At 62.4% G+C, this 13,596-nt stretch carries 15 protein-coding genes; 14 read left to right on the top strand and 1 reads right to left on the bottom strand.

Features of this window, described 5'->3' with window-relative positions:
* The first annotated feature begins 54 nt into the window (after positions 1-54).
* The 10 genes from FJ428_RS00340 to gph all read left to right on the top strand — a co-directional run bounded on the left by FJ428_RS00340 (position 55) and on the right by gph (position 10,032).
* Positions 55-1,101 carry a class 1 fructose-bisphosphatase gene (locus FJ428_RS00340; RefSeq protein ID WP_140515144.1) on the top strand — a complete coding sequence of 349 codons (1,047 nt, stop codon included), beginning with the start codon at positions 55-57 and terminating at the stop codon, positions 1,099-1,101.
* A gap of 8 nt (positions 1,102-1,109) precedes the next feature.
* Positions 1,110-1,982: a phosphoribulokinase gene (locus FJ428_RS00335; protein WP_140498210.1), complete on the top strand. Its 873-nt coding sequence runs from the start codon at positions 1,110-1,112 to the stop codon at positions 1,980-1,982.
* Between the two features lie 10 nt (positions 1,983-1,992).
* Positions 1,993-4,002 carry a transketolase gene (tkt, locus tag FJ428_RS00330; protein WP_140878728.1) on the top strand — a complete coding sequence of 670 codons (2,010 nt, stop codon included), beginning with the start codon at positions 1,993-1,995 and terminating at the stop codon, positions 4,000-4,002.
* Between the two features lie 11 nt (positions 4,003-4,013).
* Positions 4,014-5,093 carry a class II fructose-bisphosphate aldolase gene (fba, locus tag FJ428_RS00325; RefSeq protein ID WP_140515142.1) on the top strand — a complete coding sequence of 360 codons (1,080 nt, stop codon included), beginning with the start codon at positions 4,014-4,016 and terminating at the stop codon, positions 5,091-5,093.
* 21 nt (positions 5,094-5,114) lie between these two features.
* Positions 5,115-6,608: a ribulose-bisphosphate carboxylase large subunit gene (locus tag FJ428_RS00320; protein WP_140498217.1), complete on the top strand. Its 1,494-nt coding sequence runs from the start codon at positions 5,115-5,117 to the stop codon at positions 6,606-6,608.
* A gap of 18 nt (positions 6,609-6,626) precedes the next feature.
* A complete protein-coding gene (locus FJ428_RS00315) occupies positions 6,627-7,061 on the top strand; it encodes a ribulose bisphosphate carboxylase small subunit (protein WP_140498220.1) in 435 nt (144 codons plus the stop codon).
* A 7-nt stretch (positions 7,062-7,068) separates the two neighbouring features.
* On the top strand, positions 7,069-8,007 hold the full coding sequence (cbbX, locus tag FJ428_RS00310; RefSeq protein WP_140818546.1) for a CbbX protein: 939 nt from the start codon (positions 7,069-7,071) through the stop codon (positions 8,005-8,007).
* 61 nt (positions 8,008-8,068) lie between these two features.
* A complete protein-coding gene (rpe, locus tag FJ428_RS00305; RefSeq protein WP_140524711.1) occupies positions 8,069-8,755 on the top strand; it encodes a ribulose-phosphate 3-epimerase in 687 nt (228 codons plus the stop codon).
* A 21-nt stretch (positions 8,756-8,776) separates the two neighbouring features.
* Complete coding sequence (locus FJ428_RS00300) at positions 8,777-9,334, top strand: thioredoxin family protein (protein WP_140515138.1); 558 nt, start codon at positions 8,777-8,779, stop codon at positions 9,332-9,334.
* Positions 9,331-10,032, top strand: coding sequence for a phosphoglycolate phosphatase (gene gph, locus FJ428_RS00295; protein WP_140515137.1), 702 nt, complete (start codon positions 9,331-9,333; stop codon positions 10,030-10,032). The genes FJ428_RS00300 and gph overlap by 4 nt, the downstream gene beginning before the upstream one ends.
* Positions 10,033-10,080: 48 nt before the next feature.
* Here gph and FJ428_RS00290 read toward each other — a convergent pair whose 3' ends face one another.
* Positions 10,081-10,461 (bottom strand): cytochrome c family protein, encoded by a 381-nt coding sequence (locus FJ428_RS00290; RefSeq protein ID WP_140498230.1) that lies wholly within the window; start codon positions 10,459-10,461, stop codon positions 10,081-10,083.
* A gap of 360 nt (positions 10,462-10,821) precedes the next feature.
* On the opposite strand from FJ428_RS00290, the gene FJ428_RS00285 reads away from it, so the two are divergent.
* The 4 genes from FJ428_RS00285 (at position 10,822) to FJ428_RS00270 (ending at position 13,582) form a co-directional block, all read left to right on the top strand.
* Positions 10,822-11,031, top strand: coding sequence for a hypothetical protein (locus FJ428_RS00285; protein WP_140498232.1), 210 nt, complete (start codon positions 10,822-10,824; stop codon positions 11,029-11,031).
* 31 nt (positions 11,032-11,062) lie between these two features.
* Complete coding sequence (locus FJ428_RS00280) at positions 11,063-12,049, top strand: ABC transporter substrate-binding protein (protein ID WP_140878727.1); 987 nt, start codon at positions 11,063-11,065, stop codon at positions 12,047-12,049.
* Between the two features lie 77 nt (positions 12,050-12,126).
* Positions 12,127-12,873, top strand: coding sequence for an ABC transporter permease (locus FJ428_RS00275; RefSeq protein ID WP_224519073.1), 747 nt, complete (start codon positions 12,127-12,129; stop codon positions 12,871-12,873).
* Positions 12,842-13,582 (top strand): ATP-binding cassette domain-containing protein, encoded by a 741-nt coding sequence (locus tag FJ428_RS00270; RefSeq protein WP_140498534.1) that lies wholly within the window; start codon positions 12,842-12,844, stop codon positions 13,580-13,582. The genes FJ428_RS00275 and FJ428_RS00270 overlap by 32 nt, the downstream gene beginning before the upstream one ends.
* The last annotated feature ends 14 nt before the right edge of the window (positions 13,583-13,596 follow it).

Here is a 13,596-nt window from a genome sequence, read left to right as displayed (position 1 = left end):
TCATTCCCCCGATCCAGCCGATCCGAGGAGACGCGGCTGGATCGGGAGGTTACGATGCCAGCGGCAACGCTCGACGCTTTTCTGAACTCCTATCTCGGCCAGCCGGACGAACTTCGCTCCGCGGTCGTAACGACTGTCCGTCAGCTGACACAGGCCGCCAGCAAGATCCGCAATACCATCAATCAAGGTGTGCTCGGCGCCGCCTTTGCCGGGACTCGTGGCGCCAACGCCGACGGCGATGTCCAGAAGGATCTCGACGTCTTCTCCGACGACATCTTCCTCGACGCCATGCGCCACGCTCCGGTCGCGCTCTACGCTTCCGAGGAGCTGGAGCAGCCGGTCCTGCTCGACAGGCAAGCACCACTCGCCATTGCCATCGACCCGCTCGACGGCTCTTCCAACATCGACACCAACGTGTCGATCGGAACGATCTTCTCGCTCCTGCCCGCAACTGGCGCGCCGGATGCCGATCCGGCCGCCTCTTTTTTGCAGGCGGGCGTGAATCAGCTAGGCGCCGGTTTCTTCATCTATGGGCCGCAGTTGGCGCTCGTCCTGTCGCTCGGCAGCGGTACGCATATCTTCGTCCTGTCGGCCAGGCTCGGCACCTTCGTCCAGGCCTACGAGAGCCGGATCATTCCGCAACGCACCCAGGAGTTCGCCATCAACGCCGCCAACTACCGGCACTGGGACGAGGCCGTGCGGCTCTATGTCGACGACTGCCTGGAGGGCACCGAAGGACCGCGAGAGAAGGATTTCAACATGCGCTGGATCGCCTCCCTGGTCGCCGACTGCTACCGCATATTGATGCGCGGCGGCGTGTTTCTCTACCCCGGCGACCGGCGCAAGGGCTACGGTCAGGGACGGCTGCGCCTGGTCTACGAGGCCAACCCGATTGCCTATCTCATAGAACAGGCTGCCGGTGCGGCCACCGATACGATCAACCGCATCCTGGACATCGAACCCGACAGCCTGCACCAGCGCGTGCCGATGGTCTTCGGGTCGGCGCGGGAGGTCGCGCGCGTCACCCGCTACCACACCGAGCCGAGCAACATCGGCGAACGAGCGCCGCTGTTCAGCCGCCGTGGCCTCTTCAGAGCCTGAGCAGCACCATGTCAGCCAAGCACCCCATCATCACCATCACCGGCTCGTCGGGCGCCGGCACCACTTCGGTCAAGCGTATCTTCGAGCTGATCTTCCGGCGCGAGAACATCGAGGCCGCGTTCATCGAAGGCGACGCATTCCACCGCTACGACCGCGCCGCGATGAAGGCAAAGGTGGCCGAAGAGGAGAAGGCCGGCAATCCGAACTTCACCCACTTCCATGCCGCGGCCAACGAACTCGGGATTCTCGAAGAGGTGTTCGCGGAATACGGCCGCCGGGGATCCGGAAGAACCCGCACCTACATCCATGACGAGGAAGAGGAAAAGCAGTACGGCACGCCACCGGGAAGCTTTACCGAATGGCGCGAGTTCGGTCCCAGCGACCTGCTCTTCTACGAGGGGCTGCACGGCTGTGTCGTCACCGACACGATCAATTTGGCGAAGCATGCGGATCTCAAGATCGGCGTCGTGCCGGTCATCAATCTCGAATGGATCCAGAAGATCCATCGCGATCGTTCGACACGCGGCTATTCCACCGAGGCGGTGATGGACGTGATCCTGCGCCGGATGCCCGACTATGTCCGCTACATTGTCCCGCAATTCTCGCAGACCGCCATCAATTTCCAGCGCGTGCCGATTGTCGATACGTCCAACCCCTTCATCGCGCGCTGGATTCCGACGCCTGACGAATCGATGCTGGTTATCCGCTTCGCCAATCCGCGCGGCATCGATTTTCCCTATCTGCTGTCGATGATCCACGACTCGTTCATGTCGCGGCCAAATTCCATCGTGGTGCCAGGCAACAAGCTCGACCTTGCCATGCAGCTAATCCTGACGCCGCTCATCCTGCAATTGATCGAACGCAAGAGCCGTGTGTCGTGAGGAGGACGCCATGACCAGCCAAACAGCACTAAAGCCTGCCGCCGCCGCCGTCGTCTCGGAGCTCGACATGGCGAACGCCATTCGCGTGCTGGCGATGGACAGCGTCCAAAAAGCGAATTCGGGACACCCCGGCATGCCGATGGGCATGGCCGATGTCGCAACGGTGCTGTTCAACCGCTTCATCAATATCGATCCTTCCAGGCCGGGCTGGCCCGACCGTGACCGTTTCGTGCTTTCAGCCGGCCATGGCTCGATGCTGCAATACGCGCTGCACTATCTGCTCGGCTATGAAGACATGCAGATCGAGGAGTTGCAGCGGTTTCGGCAACTGGGCAGCCGCACGGCCGGACATCCCGAATATGGCCACGCGCTTGGTGTCGAGACCACCACCGGCCCGCTCGGACAAGGCATTTCCACGGCGGTCGGAATGGCGCTGGCGGAGCGCATGCTTGCTGCCCGCTACGGTGCCGATCTGGTCAACCATCATACCTATGTGATTGCAGGCGACGGCTGCCTGCAGGAAGGCATCAGCCACGAGGCGATCGACCTCGCCGGCCACCTGAAGCTTTCCCGCCTGATCGTCTTCTGGGACGACAATGCGATCTCCATTGACGGGCCAACCTCCCTGTCCACGTCGATGGACCAGCCGGCGCGCTTCAAAGCCGCCGGCTGGGATGTCCAAACGGTCTCCGGCCACGACATGGAAGCCGTCGCCGTGGCTATCGAGGCGGCGCGGCAGTCAGATCGACCGTCGCTGATTGCCTGCCGCACAATGATCGGCAAGGGCGCCCCCAACCTCGGCGGCTCGGAGAAGACGCATGGCGCGCCGCTGGGCGAGGCAGAGATCGCCGCGACCCGCGAGAACATCGGCTGGACCTTCGCGCCGTTCGAGGTGCCGGACGACGTGCTTTTCGCCTGGCGCGAAATTGCCGGCCGCGGCGAAGCGATGCGGGGCGCGTGGGAGCAGCGGCTTGCCGCCTCGCCGCAGCGAGAGGCCCTCGAGAACGCGGTCGCCGCCAGACTGCCCGACGCGGTCTTCGAAGCGCTCGATGCCTTTCGCCGAGAGCATGTCGAGAAGGCAACCAAGGTGGCAACGCGAAAAGCTTCCGAAATGGCGCTGGAGGTCATCAACGGCGCCACGGAATTGACCGTCGGCGGCTCGGCCGATCTGACGCACTCGAATCTGACGATCACCAAGGGCATGAACCGCATTGCGCCGAGCGACTATGCCGGCCGCTATATTCACTACGGCATTCGTGAACACGGCATGGCCGCCGCCATGAACGGCATCGCATTGCATGGAGGCTTCGTGCCCTATGGCGGTACGTTCCTCTGCTTCGCGGATTATGCGCGTGGTGCGATACGGCTCTCCTCGCTCATGGGCCAGCGCGTCATCTACGTGATGACGCATGATTCCATCGGCCTCGGCGAGGATGGCCCGACGCATCAGCCGGTCGAACACCTGGCGATGCTGCGTGCCACGCCGAACCTCAATGTCTTTCGCCCAGCGGATATCATCGAAACGGCGGAATGCTGGGAACTTGCGCTGAAGAGCAGGGATCGGCCGAGCGTGCTGGTGCTGTCGCGCCAGAACCTGCCGATGCTGCGTGAGGCGCACAGCGACGCGGACCGCTCCAGCCAGGGCGCATACATCCTGCGCGAGCCAGCCAGGCACCGTGCCGTCACCCTGATCGCAACCGGCTCGGAGGTCGAGATCGCGGTTGCCGCCGCCGAAAGGCTGGAGACCGAGCATGGCGTCGCCGCCGCGGTCGTCTCGATGCCATGCTGGGAGCTTTTCGAGGAGCAGGAAAGCGCCGCCCGCAAGGCCGTTCTCGGCTCCGCGCCGCGCGTCGCGGTCGAAGCGGCGGCCCGGCTGGGCTGGGACCGCTGGGTCGGCGAGACGGGCGCTGTCGTCGGCATGGCCGGTTTCGGCGCCAGCGCCCCTGCCCCCGATCTGTACCGGCATTTCAACATAACGTCCGAAGCGGTTGCTGCGGCGGCGCTGAAGCTCATCATCTAGGAGGACCCACAATGGCCCGCATCACCCTTCGCCAGCTTCTCGACCATGCCGCCGAGCACGGCTACGGCGTCCCTGCATTCAACATCAACAACATGGAACAGGGCCTCGCAATCATGGAAGCGGCCAAAGCCTGCGACGCGCCTGTCATCATCCAGGCCTCACGTGGGGCCCGGTCCTACGCCAACGACGTCATGCTGGCCAAAATGATGGAGGCATTGACTGAAATGCATCCGACCATTCCGCTGTGCATCCATCAGGACCACGGCAACGACGAGGCCACCTGCCTTTCCGCGATCCGCCACGGCTTCACCTCGGTGATGATGGACGGATCCCTGATGGCAGATGCCAAGACGCCGGCAAGCTATGCCTACAACGTCGCCGTAACCGAACGAGTCACACGCATGGCGCATTGGGTCGGGGCTTCCGTCGAAGGCGAACTGGGCGTGCTCGGATCGCTGGAAACCGGCCAGGGCGAGGCCGAGGATGGCCACGGCGCCGAGGGCGCGCTCTCCCACGACCAACTCTTGACCGATCCCGATCAGGCGGTCGACTTCGTGGCCGCAACCCAGGTGGACGCGCTGGCGATCGCCTGCGGCACCTCGCACGGCGCTTACAAATTTACCCGCAAGCCGGACGGCGACATACTGGCCATGCAGGTGATCGAGGCGATCCACGAGAAGCTACCCAACACGCATCTGGTCATGCATGGCTCTTCCTCCGTGCCACAGGAACTGCAGGACATCATCAACAAATATGGCGGCGAGATGCCCCAGACCTTTGGCGTCCCGGTGGAGGAGATCGAGCGCGGCATCCGCTACGGCGTGCGCAAGGTCAACATCGACACCGATTGCCGCATGGCCATGGCCGGGCAGTTCCGCCGCGTCGCGACGGAGAATCCGCGCGAGTTCGATCCCCGAAAATTCCTGAAGCCCGCCATGGACGCCTTGCACGATCTTTGCCGAGACCGCTTCGAGCGTTTCGGCACGGCGTCCAACGCCTCGAAGATCAAGGTCATCGCCATGGACGAGATGGCCAAACGCTATGCCGCGGGAAAACTCGCGCCCCATATCGCAACCGCGAAAGCCGCCTGAGCAACAAACAGGAGACCTGTCATGAACAAGATCGATATGCTGCCAGCGGGTACGCTCAAGGAAGGCAAGGAACGCTACAAGTCAGGGGTCATCCCTTACAAGAAGATGGGCTACTGGGAGCCGGACTACAGGCCCAAGGAGACCGATCTGATCGCCATGTTCCGGATCACGCCGCAACCCGGCGTCGACCACGAGGAGGCAGCGGCCGCCATCGCCGGTGAATCCTCAACCGCGACGTGGACCGTGGTGTGGACCGACAGGCTGACAGCGTGCGAGCTCTACCGCGCCAAGGCGTTCAGATCCGAGCCGGTTCCAAACACCGGTCCCGGCACCAAGACCGAGCAACAGTACTTCGCCTACATCGCCTACGACCTCGACCTGTTCGAGCCGGGCTCGATCGCCAACCTGACCGCATCGATCATCGGCAACGTGTTCGGCTTCAAGGCGGTCAAGGCGCTGCGACTGGAAGACATGCGTATCCCGGTCGCGTATCTCAAAACCTTCCAGGGACCCGCAACCGGCATCGTGGTGGAGCGTGAGCGGCTCGACAAGTTTGGCCGTCCGCTGCTCGGCGCGACGACGAAGCCGAAGCTCGGCCTGTCAGGCCGCAACTATGGCCGCGTCGTTTACGAGGCGCTGAAGGGTGGCCTCGACTTCGTCAAGGACGACGAGAACATCAACTCGCAACCCTTCATGCACTGGCGCGACCGCTTCCTCTACTGCATGGAGGCGGTGAACAAGGCTTCAGCTGCCACCGGCGAGGTCAAGGGCCATTATCTCAACGTCACCGCCGGCACGATGGAGGAGATGTATGAGCGCGCCGAATTCGCCAAACAGCTTGGCTCCTGCATCATCATGATCGACCTCGTCATCGGCTACACGGCGATCCAGTCGATGGCCAAGTGGGCACGCCGCAACGACATGATCCTGCACCTGCACCGCGCCGGCAACTCAACCTATTCGCGCCAGAAGAACCACGGCATGAATTTTCGCGTCATCTGCAAATGGATGCGCATGGCCGGCGTCGACCATATCCACGCCGGCACTGTGGTCGGCAAGCTGGAAGGCGACCCGCTCATGATCAAGGGGTTTTATGACACGCTGCGCGAGGAACGCACGCCGCAGAACCTCGAAACCGGGCTGTTCTTCGATCAGGACTGGGCCTCGCTCAACAAGGTGATGCCCGTCGCCTCGGGCGGTATCCATGCCGGCCAGATGCACCAGTTGATCCATTATCTCGGCGAGGACGTCATCTTGCAGTTCGGTGGCGGCACGATCGGCCATCCCGACGGCATCCAGGCAGGCGCGACGGCCAATCGCGTTGCATTGGAAGCGATGATCCTGGCCCGCAACGAGGGACGCGATTATTTGCGCGAAGGAACCAAAATCCTCGAACAGGCGGCCAAATGGTGCACCCCGCTGAAGGCTGCCCTGGAGACCTGGAAGGATGTCACCTTCAACTATGAATCGACCGACACGGCCGACTTCGTGCCAACCGCAACGCCCAGCTTCTAGAAGAAAGGAACCGTCGCCATGATGACCAATCCGGGAAACAAGGTCACGCAGGGACAGTTCTCGTTCCTGCCCGACCTGACCGATGAGCAGATTTCGGCGCAGATCAAATATGCGCTGAAGAACCACTGGGCCGTCAGCGTCGAGTACACGGACGATCCGCATCCGCGAAACACCTATTGGGAAATGTACGGCAACCCGATGTTCGATTTGAGAGACCCGGCGGGCATCCTGCTCGAAGTCAACGCTTGCCGGAAAGCCTGTCCGAACATGTATGTCCGGGTAACCGCCTTCGATTCGACCAAGGGATGGGAAGCGCCGCGCATGTCGTTCATCGTCAACCGGCCACCCAGCGAACCCGGGTTCCGGCTGCTGCGCCAGGAGCGTGACGGCCGCAGCCAGGGCTATTCGATCGTGCCTTATGCCACCGACAGGCCCGAGGGCGAGCGGAGCTAGCTGAGCCATGCTGGACACGATAGCCAAAGGCGCAGCCGCGCAGGACGAATTGGTTGATCTGCAGGCCGAGTTCGAAGCGTCCAGCATCGACGAGGTGATGGATAAGCTTGACCGCGAACTCGTTGGACTGAAGCCGATCAAGAACCGCATCCGCGAGATCGCGGCCCTTCTCCTGGTCGACCGGCTTCGCCGCAAGTTCGGACTGACCTCGGGCGCACCGACACTGCATATGAACTTTACGGGAAACCCCGGCACGGGCAAGACCACCGTGGCGCTGAGGATGGCCGAAATCCTGCATCGACTCGGCTATGTCCGCGAAGGCCACCTGGTCGCGGTGACGCGCGACGATCTCGTCGGCCAGTATGTGGGCCACACCGCACCCAAGACGCGCGACGTGATCAAGCGTGCCATGGGCGGCGTGCTTTTCATCGACGAGGCCTATTACCTCTACAAGCCCGAGAACGAACGCGACTACGGCCAGGAATCGATCGAGATCCTGCTGCAATGCATGGAAAATAATCGTGACGACCTGGTCGTGATCCTTGCCGGCTACAAGAACAAGATGGATCGTTTCTTCGACAGCAATCCCGGCATGCGTTCGCGCATCGCTCACCACCTCGATTTTCCCGACTACGGCGTCAGTGAGCTGAAATCGATCGCCGAGATCATGCTGGCGGAGCAGAATTATCGCCTCAGCGAGGCGGCCGCCCAGGCCCTCGAAGAGTATCTTCCGATCCGAATGAGGCTGCCGCATTTCTCCAACGCGCGCTCGGTGCGCAATGGGCTGGACCGGGCGCGGCTTCGCCAGGCCAATCGGCTTTTCGCATCGCGAAGCCGTGCCCTGACCAAGGCAGACCTTATTACCATCGAGGAATCCGATATCCGCGGCAGCCGCGTATTCGCGGAAGGGAAGCTCGAAGGCGAACCGGAGACGAAGACGCGCTGAGGGCGAAGCCGGCTGGCGGGCGGCGACCCGACACGGAAGACAGAAATTGGAGACGACGACCATGGTCACCAGGACAATCATCGCGCCCTCCGTGCTTTCCGCGGATTTCTCGCGGCTCGGCGACGAGGTCGAAGCTGTCGTTCAGGCGGGCGCCGACTGGATCCATCTCGACGTGATGGACGGGCATTTCGTGCCCAACATCACCTTCGGTCCGCCGGTCATCAAGGCGATCCGTGGCCGAACGGACAAGATCTTCGACTGCCATCTGATGATCGCGCCGGCCGACCCCTATCTGGCCGCCTTCGCCGATGCCGGTTGCGACATCATCACGGTGCATGCCGAGACTGGACCGCATCTCGACCGCTCGTTGCAGGCGATCAGGAATCTTGGCAAGAAGGCCGGGGTGTCGCTCAATCCGTCGACGCCGGAGAGCGTCATCGAGTATGTGCTCGACCGGCTCGATCTGGTGCTGCTGATGACGGTCAATCCAGGCTTCGGCGGCCAGGCCTTCATTTCAGCGGTCATCGAGAAAGTCAGACGGATCAAGGCTTTGGTTGGCCATCGCCCGATTGACATCGAGATCGACGGCGGAGTCACGGCCGAAACCGCCCCGCTGGTCACCGCGGCTGGCGCCAACGTACTGGTCGCCGGTTCGGCTGTATTCAAGGGAGGCACCGAGGCAGCCTATCGTGCCAATATCGGCGCCATCAGACAGGCGGCCGATGGCGCGATCCGGAAAGCCGCGTAAACCGTTGTCGGGGAGACGAACATGGCTGCGGTCCCACCTGTATGCGATTTCGGCTGGCCCGCCATCGATGCCGTTTTGCCCGGCGTCGACGGCACGTCGCATTCCATCTTCGGTCACGCCGGCCCGAATGGCCTGGTCGTGGCCTTCATCTGCAATCACTGCCCTTATGTGAAGGCCGTGATCTCTCGCATCGTGCGCGACGCCAATGACCTCAAGGCCGAAGGTATCGGCTTCGTCGCCATCAACTCCAACGATGCCGACACCTACCCGGACGATTCCTTCGACCACATGAAGCGCTTCGCCGTGACGAACGGCTTCAGCTTCCCTTACCTGCACGACGAGGCCCAGACTGTAGCGCGCGACTACTCAGCGGTGTGCACTCCCGATTTCTTCGGGTTCAACAGCGAACTGAGACTGCAATATCGCGGCCGGCTGGACGCGTCGCGACGCGAATCCGGACCGCTCGGGCTGCGACGCGATCTGTTCGAGGCGATGAAGCAGGTTGCTCGAACCGGCGATGGTCCGTTCGACCAGATCGCCTCGATCGGCTGCTCGATCAAGTGGAAGGATGCTGCATGAATGTCGGCGCAGGTAGGTCGCTTCGACCGCCGAAGGCGATCCTGTTCGACCTCGACGGCACACTGGTCGATTCGGCGCCTGATATAGCGGCCGCCGTCAACGAGTTGCTGGCCAGCCGCGATCTGCCGCCGTTGCGCCTGGACCAGGTCAAGGCCATGATCGGTGGCGGCGTCAGGAAATTGATCGAGCGGGCCTTCGCGGCGTCGGGAGCGCCGCTCGTCGGCAACGCGCTCGATGAGGCCAACCGCGTCATGGCGCCGATCTACAGCCGACATCTGACCGGCCTGACAAGACTGATGCCTGGCGTCAGGGAGGTTCTCACACACTTCTACGCGAAGGGAATGGCCATGGGCGTGGCGACCAACAAACCGCAGTTGGCGACTCGCGAGATCCTGCTGCATTTCGGACTGACGGAATATTTCCGTGCGATCATTGGCGGAGACGCGGTGACATGCCTGAAACCCGCGCCCGATGCTCTGCTGCTGGCGCTCGCCCAGCTTGGAGTCGACCCCTGTGACGCGCTGCTGGTCGGAGACAGTGGTGCCGATGCAGGCGCCGCGCGCGCCGCCGGCATGCCCGTCATTCTGCTGCGCGGCGGATACACCCATTTTCCGGTTGAAGAGCTTGGCGCCGACCAGGTTTGCGACAGCCTTTTCGACCTGCCTGCGGCGATGCAGGGGCTGCAAGCCGGTGCTTGATCGGGGCGAACGCCGGCCGGACGCAAGTTCGAACGGCCGGCGGCGCCGCTATTTCGAGAATTGCTTCAAATAGGCGATGACGTTGGCGATGTCTTGGTCCTGCTTGAGGCCGACGAACGCCATCTTCGTTCCTTTGACCATGGCCTTGGGATCGCGAAGGTAAGTCGTCAGCGTGGGTTCGTCCCATTTGACGCCGGACTTGCCTGCCGCGACCATCGCTTGGGAGTAACTGAACCCCGGGTGTGTGCCAGCCGTCCGGCCGATGACGCCGTTCAACGACGGGCCGACCTTGTTCTTGTCCTGGTCGGCGACATGGCAGACCTTGCATTTGGCGAAGACCTTCTCACCCGCCGCGGCATCCTGTGCCTGGGATTGGCTTGTGATGAAGGACACAGCAAACACGACTGCGAAAAATGCGATTGCGCGCATGGCATTTCCTCATGGATCGTCTGGGTGCCCTGGACGATTTTGCGCATGCCGATCTTTCATCCATTGGCATGCACCTTACGCGGTGGAGTGGAGTATCCGCTTTCCCTTTGTGAAGCGGCGCCGCGCGAATCGGAAAGCTAGTTGGCGTGCGGTGAAAGTCAATCGTATAAAGGTATAGAGGCTTGGGTACCCAGGGTACCGGTATTCGTCTTTGTTGACGGCTATCGGGCGAATGCGTAGCTTCAAGACATCCGGTTTCTCCACTGGCACCTCGGGAATCCGGCAACTGGCGATTTTGTCCAGGCTCCTCATTGGGCCGGACCAGTCGAGACAGGCGTCCCGGAGCGCAAGAGGTGCTAAATGGATATGGTCGATCTCATATTAACGGTGTGCCTCAGCACCAATCCGGGCAATTGCCGAGACGAACACCTCTATTTCGAGAGCCGCGGCTCTCTGCTCCAATGCATGTTCCTTGCACCCAGCGAGATCGCGAAATGGTCTCAGGAACACCCGGCCCTCAAGGTCATGCGCTGGAAATGCGCCTTTCCGAGCAAGGAACGAGCGATCTGATTGACGTCCTGGAGCCCAGGGAGGAGGTGTCATGATGATTTCACGGCGCAACACGCTGCGTCTGGCGGTTCTCGGCACGGTCGCTGCTCTTGCCGCAAGGCCTGTCTTTGCAGCAGCCAGGATTCGCGTTGGTGTCCTGAAGTTTGGAACCGTGAGTTGGGAACTCGAAACGTTCAGGCAACACAAATTCGATGTGGCGAACGGGATCGATCTGGAGATCATCGATTTCGCCGGGGAGGACGCGACCAACGTCGCCTTGCTGGCCGGTGCGATCGACATGATCGTCTCCGACTGGTTGTGGGTCTCGCGCCAACGGTCGGAAGGCGGCGACCTCACATTAGCCCCCTATTCGACCGCTGTGGGGGCGATCATGGTGAAGGAGGGGTCGCCGATCCGGACGGTCGCCGACCTCAAGCACAGGAAGATCGGCGTCGCCGGCGGCCCGCTCGACAAGAGCTGGCTCCTGATACAGGCTCTGACCAGACGCGACTACGGGGTCGACCTGTTGGCAACCAGCGACATCATCTTTGGCGCGCCACCGCTGATTTCGGAAAAGGCCATGCAGGGCGAACTCGATGCGGTGCTGAATTTCTGGCATTTTTGCGCCCGTCTCGAGGCCAACGGCTTTCGTCGATTGATGGGCGTGAACGATGCGGCGCGTGCGCTCGGCGCCTTGGGACCTGTGTCGGCACTCGGTTACGTCTTCCACGACCAATGGGCGAACGAGAACCCGGAGGCCGCCAGGGGCTTCGTCAGGGCCTCCGCGCAAGCCAAGGACCTGCTGGCCAGATCCGACGAGGAGTGGCTGCGCCTGGCGCCGATCATTCGCGCGGAAGGCAAAGAACTGGAAAAACTGCGCGACCGCTACCGCCAAGGCATCCCCAGGCGGGCGGTCGCCGAGGAAGCGGCCGACGCCGGCAAGCTCTATCACGTGCTGGCGGCGATCGGTGGCGCGAAGCTGGTCGGCAGCGCGCCCGAGATGGCGCCCGGCACATTCTGGCAGGACCGCACGGAATGACCGCACCGGAAACCAGCAACGGCACGCGAGGTGCCCCGACGAGCATGTCCGGGCGATCCAGCTTGGCGACAACGCTGATGCCCGCGCTGACCGTGGCGGTTTCCTTGCTCGGGCTTTGCCTGCTGTGGAGCCTTGCGGCGAGTGTCTGGCGGAGCCGTGCCCTCCCGGGGCCGGGACAGGTCTGGCAGGTGCTCCTCAGGGAGGCTGCGAGCGGCGACCTCTTCTATCATCTCGGCGCGACCCTCGGCCGGGTCGCCGCGGCATATATCGTCGCGATGATCATAGGATCGGTCATCGGCGTTTTGCTCGGCAGCTATCGTCGCGCCGACCGCTTTTTCAACCCATGGGTAATTCTGTTCCTCAACATCCCGGCGCTGGTGGTCATCGTCCTCGGCTACATCTGGTTCGGCCTCAACGAGGCGGCGGCGATCGGCGCGGTGGCGGTGAACAAAATCCCGAATGTCGTGGTGACGATGCGTGAGGGCGCCAGGGCGCTTGATCCGAGCTACGCCGAAATGGCCACTGTCTATCGCTTCGGTCCTCTCGATCGCATCCGCCACATCCTGCTGCCGCAATTGCAACCCTATCTTGCCGCCGCGTCACGATCCGGCATCGCCCTCATCTGGAAGATCGTCCTGGTCGTCGAACTGCTCGGCCGGTCGAACGGCGTCGGCTTCCAGATCCATCTCTATTTCCAGCTCTTCGACGTCGCCGCCATTCTTGCCTACACACTGGCTTTCGTGGCGGTGATGCTCGTCATCGAACTTCTTCTGGTGCAACCCGTTGAACGACATGCAACCCGTTGGCGCCGTCGTCCCGCTTAGGGTCGATATCGCTGAAAAGACTTTCAGGTCCGCGCAAGGCGTCTCGATCACGGCGCTTCAGGACCTTTCCTTCGAGGTCCGGCAAGGCGAATTCGCCTGCTTGCTGGGACCGTCGGGCTGCGGCAAAACCACGACGCTGCGTATCCTGCTTGGGTTGGACAAGGATTTTTCCGGATCCTTCCAGTTGCCGCAAGGAGGCTCCAACCGCATTGCGGCCGTGTTCCAGGAGCCGATCTTGCTGCCGTGGCGAACGGTGGAGCAGAATGTCAGGCTGGCCTTGCCGAAAAGCTTGAGAACGAAGAACCTCGACGGTCTGTTTGAAACTCTCGGCCTCGCCGGCATGCGCTCGCTCTATCCTGCGGAACTGTCGCTCGGCCTTGCGCGCAGGGCAGCACTTGCCAGGGCCTTCGCTACCGAGCCGGCGATGCTTGTCCTGGACGAACCGTTTGTCTCGCTCGACCACCAGACCGCCGAGCGGCTTCGTCACCTGCTTCTGTCGGTGTGGTCGGCACGGCCTACGACCGCCTTAATGATAACGCACGATCTGCGCGAGGCGCTGATGCTGTCGGATCGCATCATCGTGCTCGCGCCGCGACCAGCACATGTGCTGGGCGTGTTCGACGTGCGGTTGCCTCGGCAACATCGCAATTCACAGGTGATGAGCGACCTTCTGCGGTCGTTCCGGCAAAGGTTCCCGGGCGTCACTTGAACGCCCTGATGGCG

It is taken from the genome of Mesorhizobium sp. B2-8-1 (assembly GCF_006440955.1).
Taxonomy (GTDB): Bacteria; Pseudomonadota; Alphaproteobacteria; order Rhizobiales; family Rhizobiaceae; genus Mesorhizobium.
The sequence above is the reverse complement of the archived record's forward strand: the minus strand, read 5'-3'. Positions and strand labels throughout refer to the sequence as shown.

Coding starts and splice junctions, on each gene's coding strand:
- FJ428_RS00340 (WP_140515144.1), top strand. CDS start 55: ATGCCAGCGGCAACGCTCGACGCTTTTCTGAACTCCTATCTCGGCCAG.
- FJ428_RS00335 (WP_140498210.1), top strand. CDS start 1,110: ATGTCAGCCAAGCACCCCATCATCACCATCACCGGCTCGTCGGGCGCC.
- tkt (WP_140878728.1), top strand. CDS start 1,993: ATGACCAGCCAAACAGCACTAAAGCCTGCCGCCGCCGCCGTCGTCTCG.
- fba (WP_140515142.1), top strand. CDS start 4,014: ATGGCCCGCATCACCCTTCGCCAGCTTCTCGACCATGCCGCCGAGCAC.
- FJ428_RS00320 (WP_140498217.1), top strand. CDS start 5,115: ATGAACAAGATCGATATGCTGCCAGCGGGTACGCTCAAGGAAGGCAAG.
- FJ428_RS00315 (WP_140498220.1), top strand. CDS start 6,627: ATGATGACCAATCCGGGAAACAAGGTCACGCAGGGACAGTTCTCGTTC.
- cbbX (WP_140818546.1), top strand. CDS start 7,069: ATGCTGGACACGATAGCCAAAGGCGCAGCCGCGCAGGACGAATTGGTT.
- rpe (WP_140524711.1), top strand. CDS start 8,069: ATGGTCACCAGGACAATCATCGCGCCCTCCGTGCTTTCCGCGGATTTC.
- FJ428_RS00300 (WP_140515138.1), top strand. CDS start 8,777: ATGGCTGCGGTCCCACCTGTATGCGATTTCGGCTGGCCCGCCATCGAT.
- gph (WP_140515137.1), top strand. CDS start 9,331: ATGAATGTCGGCGCAGGTAGGTCGCTTCGACCGCCGAAGGCGATCCTG.
- FJ428_RS00290 (WP_140498230.1), bottom strand. CDS start 10,461: ATGCGCGCAATCGCATTTTTCGCAGTCGTGTTTGCTGTGTCCTTCATC.
- FJ428_RS00285 (WP_140498232.1), top strand. CDS start 10,822: ATGGATATGGTCGATCTCATATTAACGGTGTGCCTCAGCACCAATCCG.
- FJ428_RS00280 (WP_140878727.1), top strand. CDS start 11,063: ATGATGATTTCACGGCGCAACACGCTGCGTCTGGCGGTTCTCGGCACG.
- FJ428_RS00275 (WP_224519073.1), top strand. CDS start 12,127: ATGCCCGCGCTGACCGTGGCGGTTTCCTTGCTCGGGCTTTGCCTGCTG.
- FJ428_RS00270 (WP_140498534.1), top strand. CDS start 12,842: ATGCAACCCGTTGGCGCCGTCGTCCCGCTTAGGGTCGATATCGCTGAA.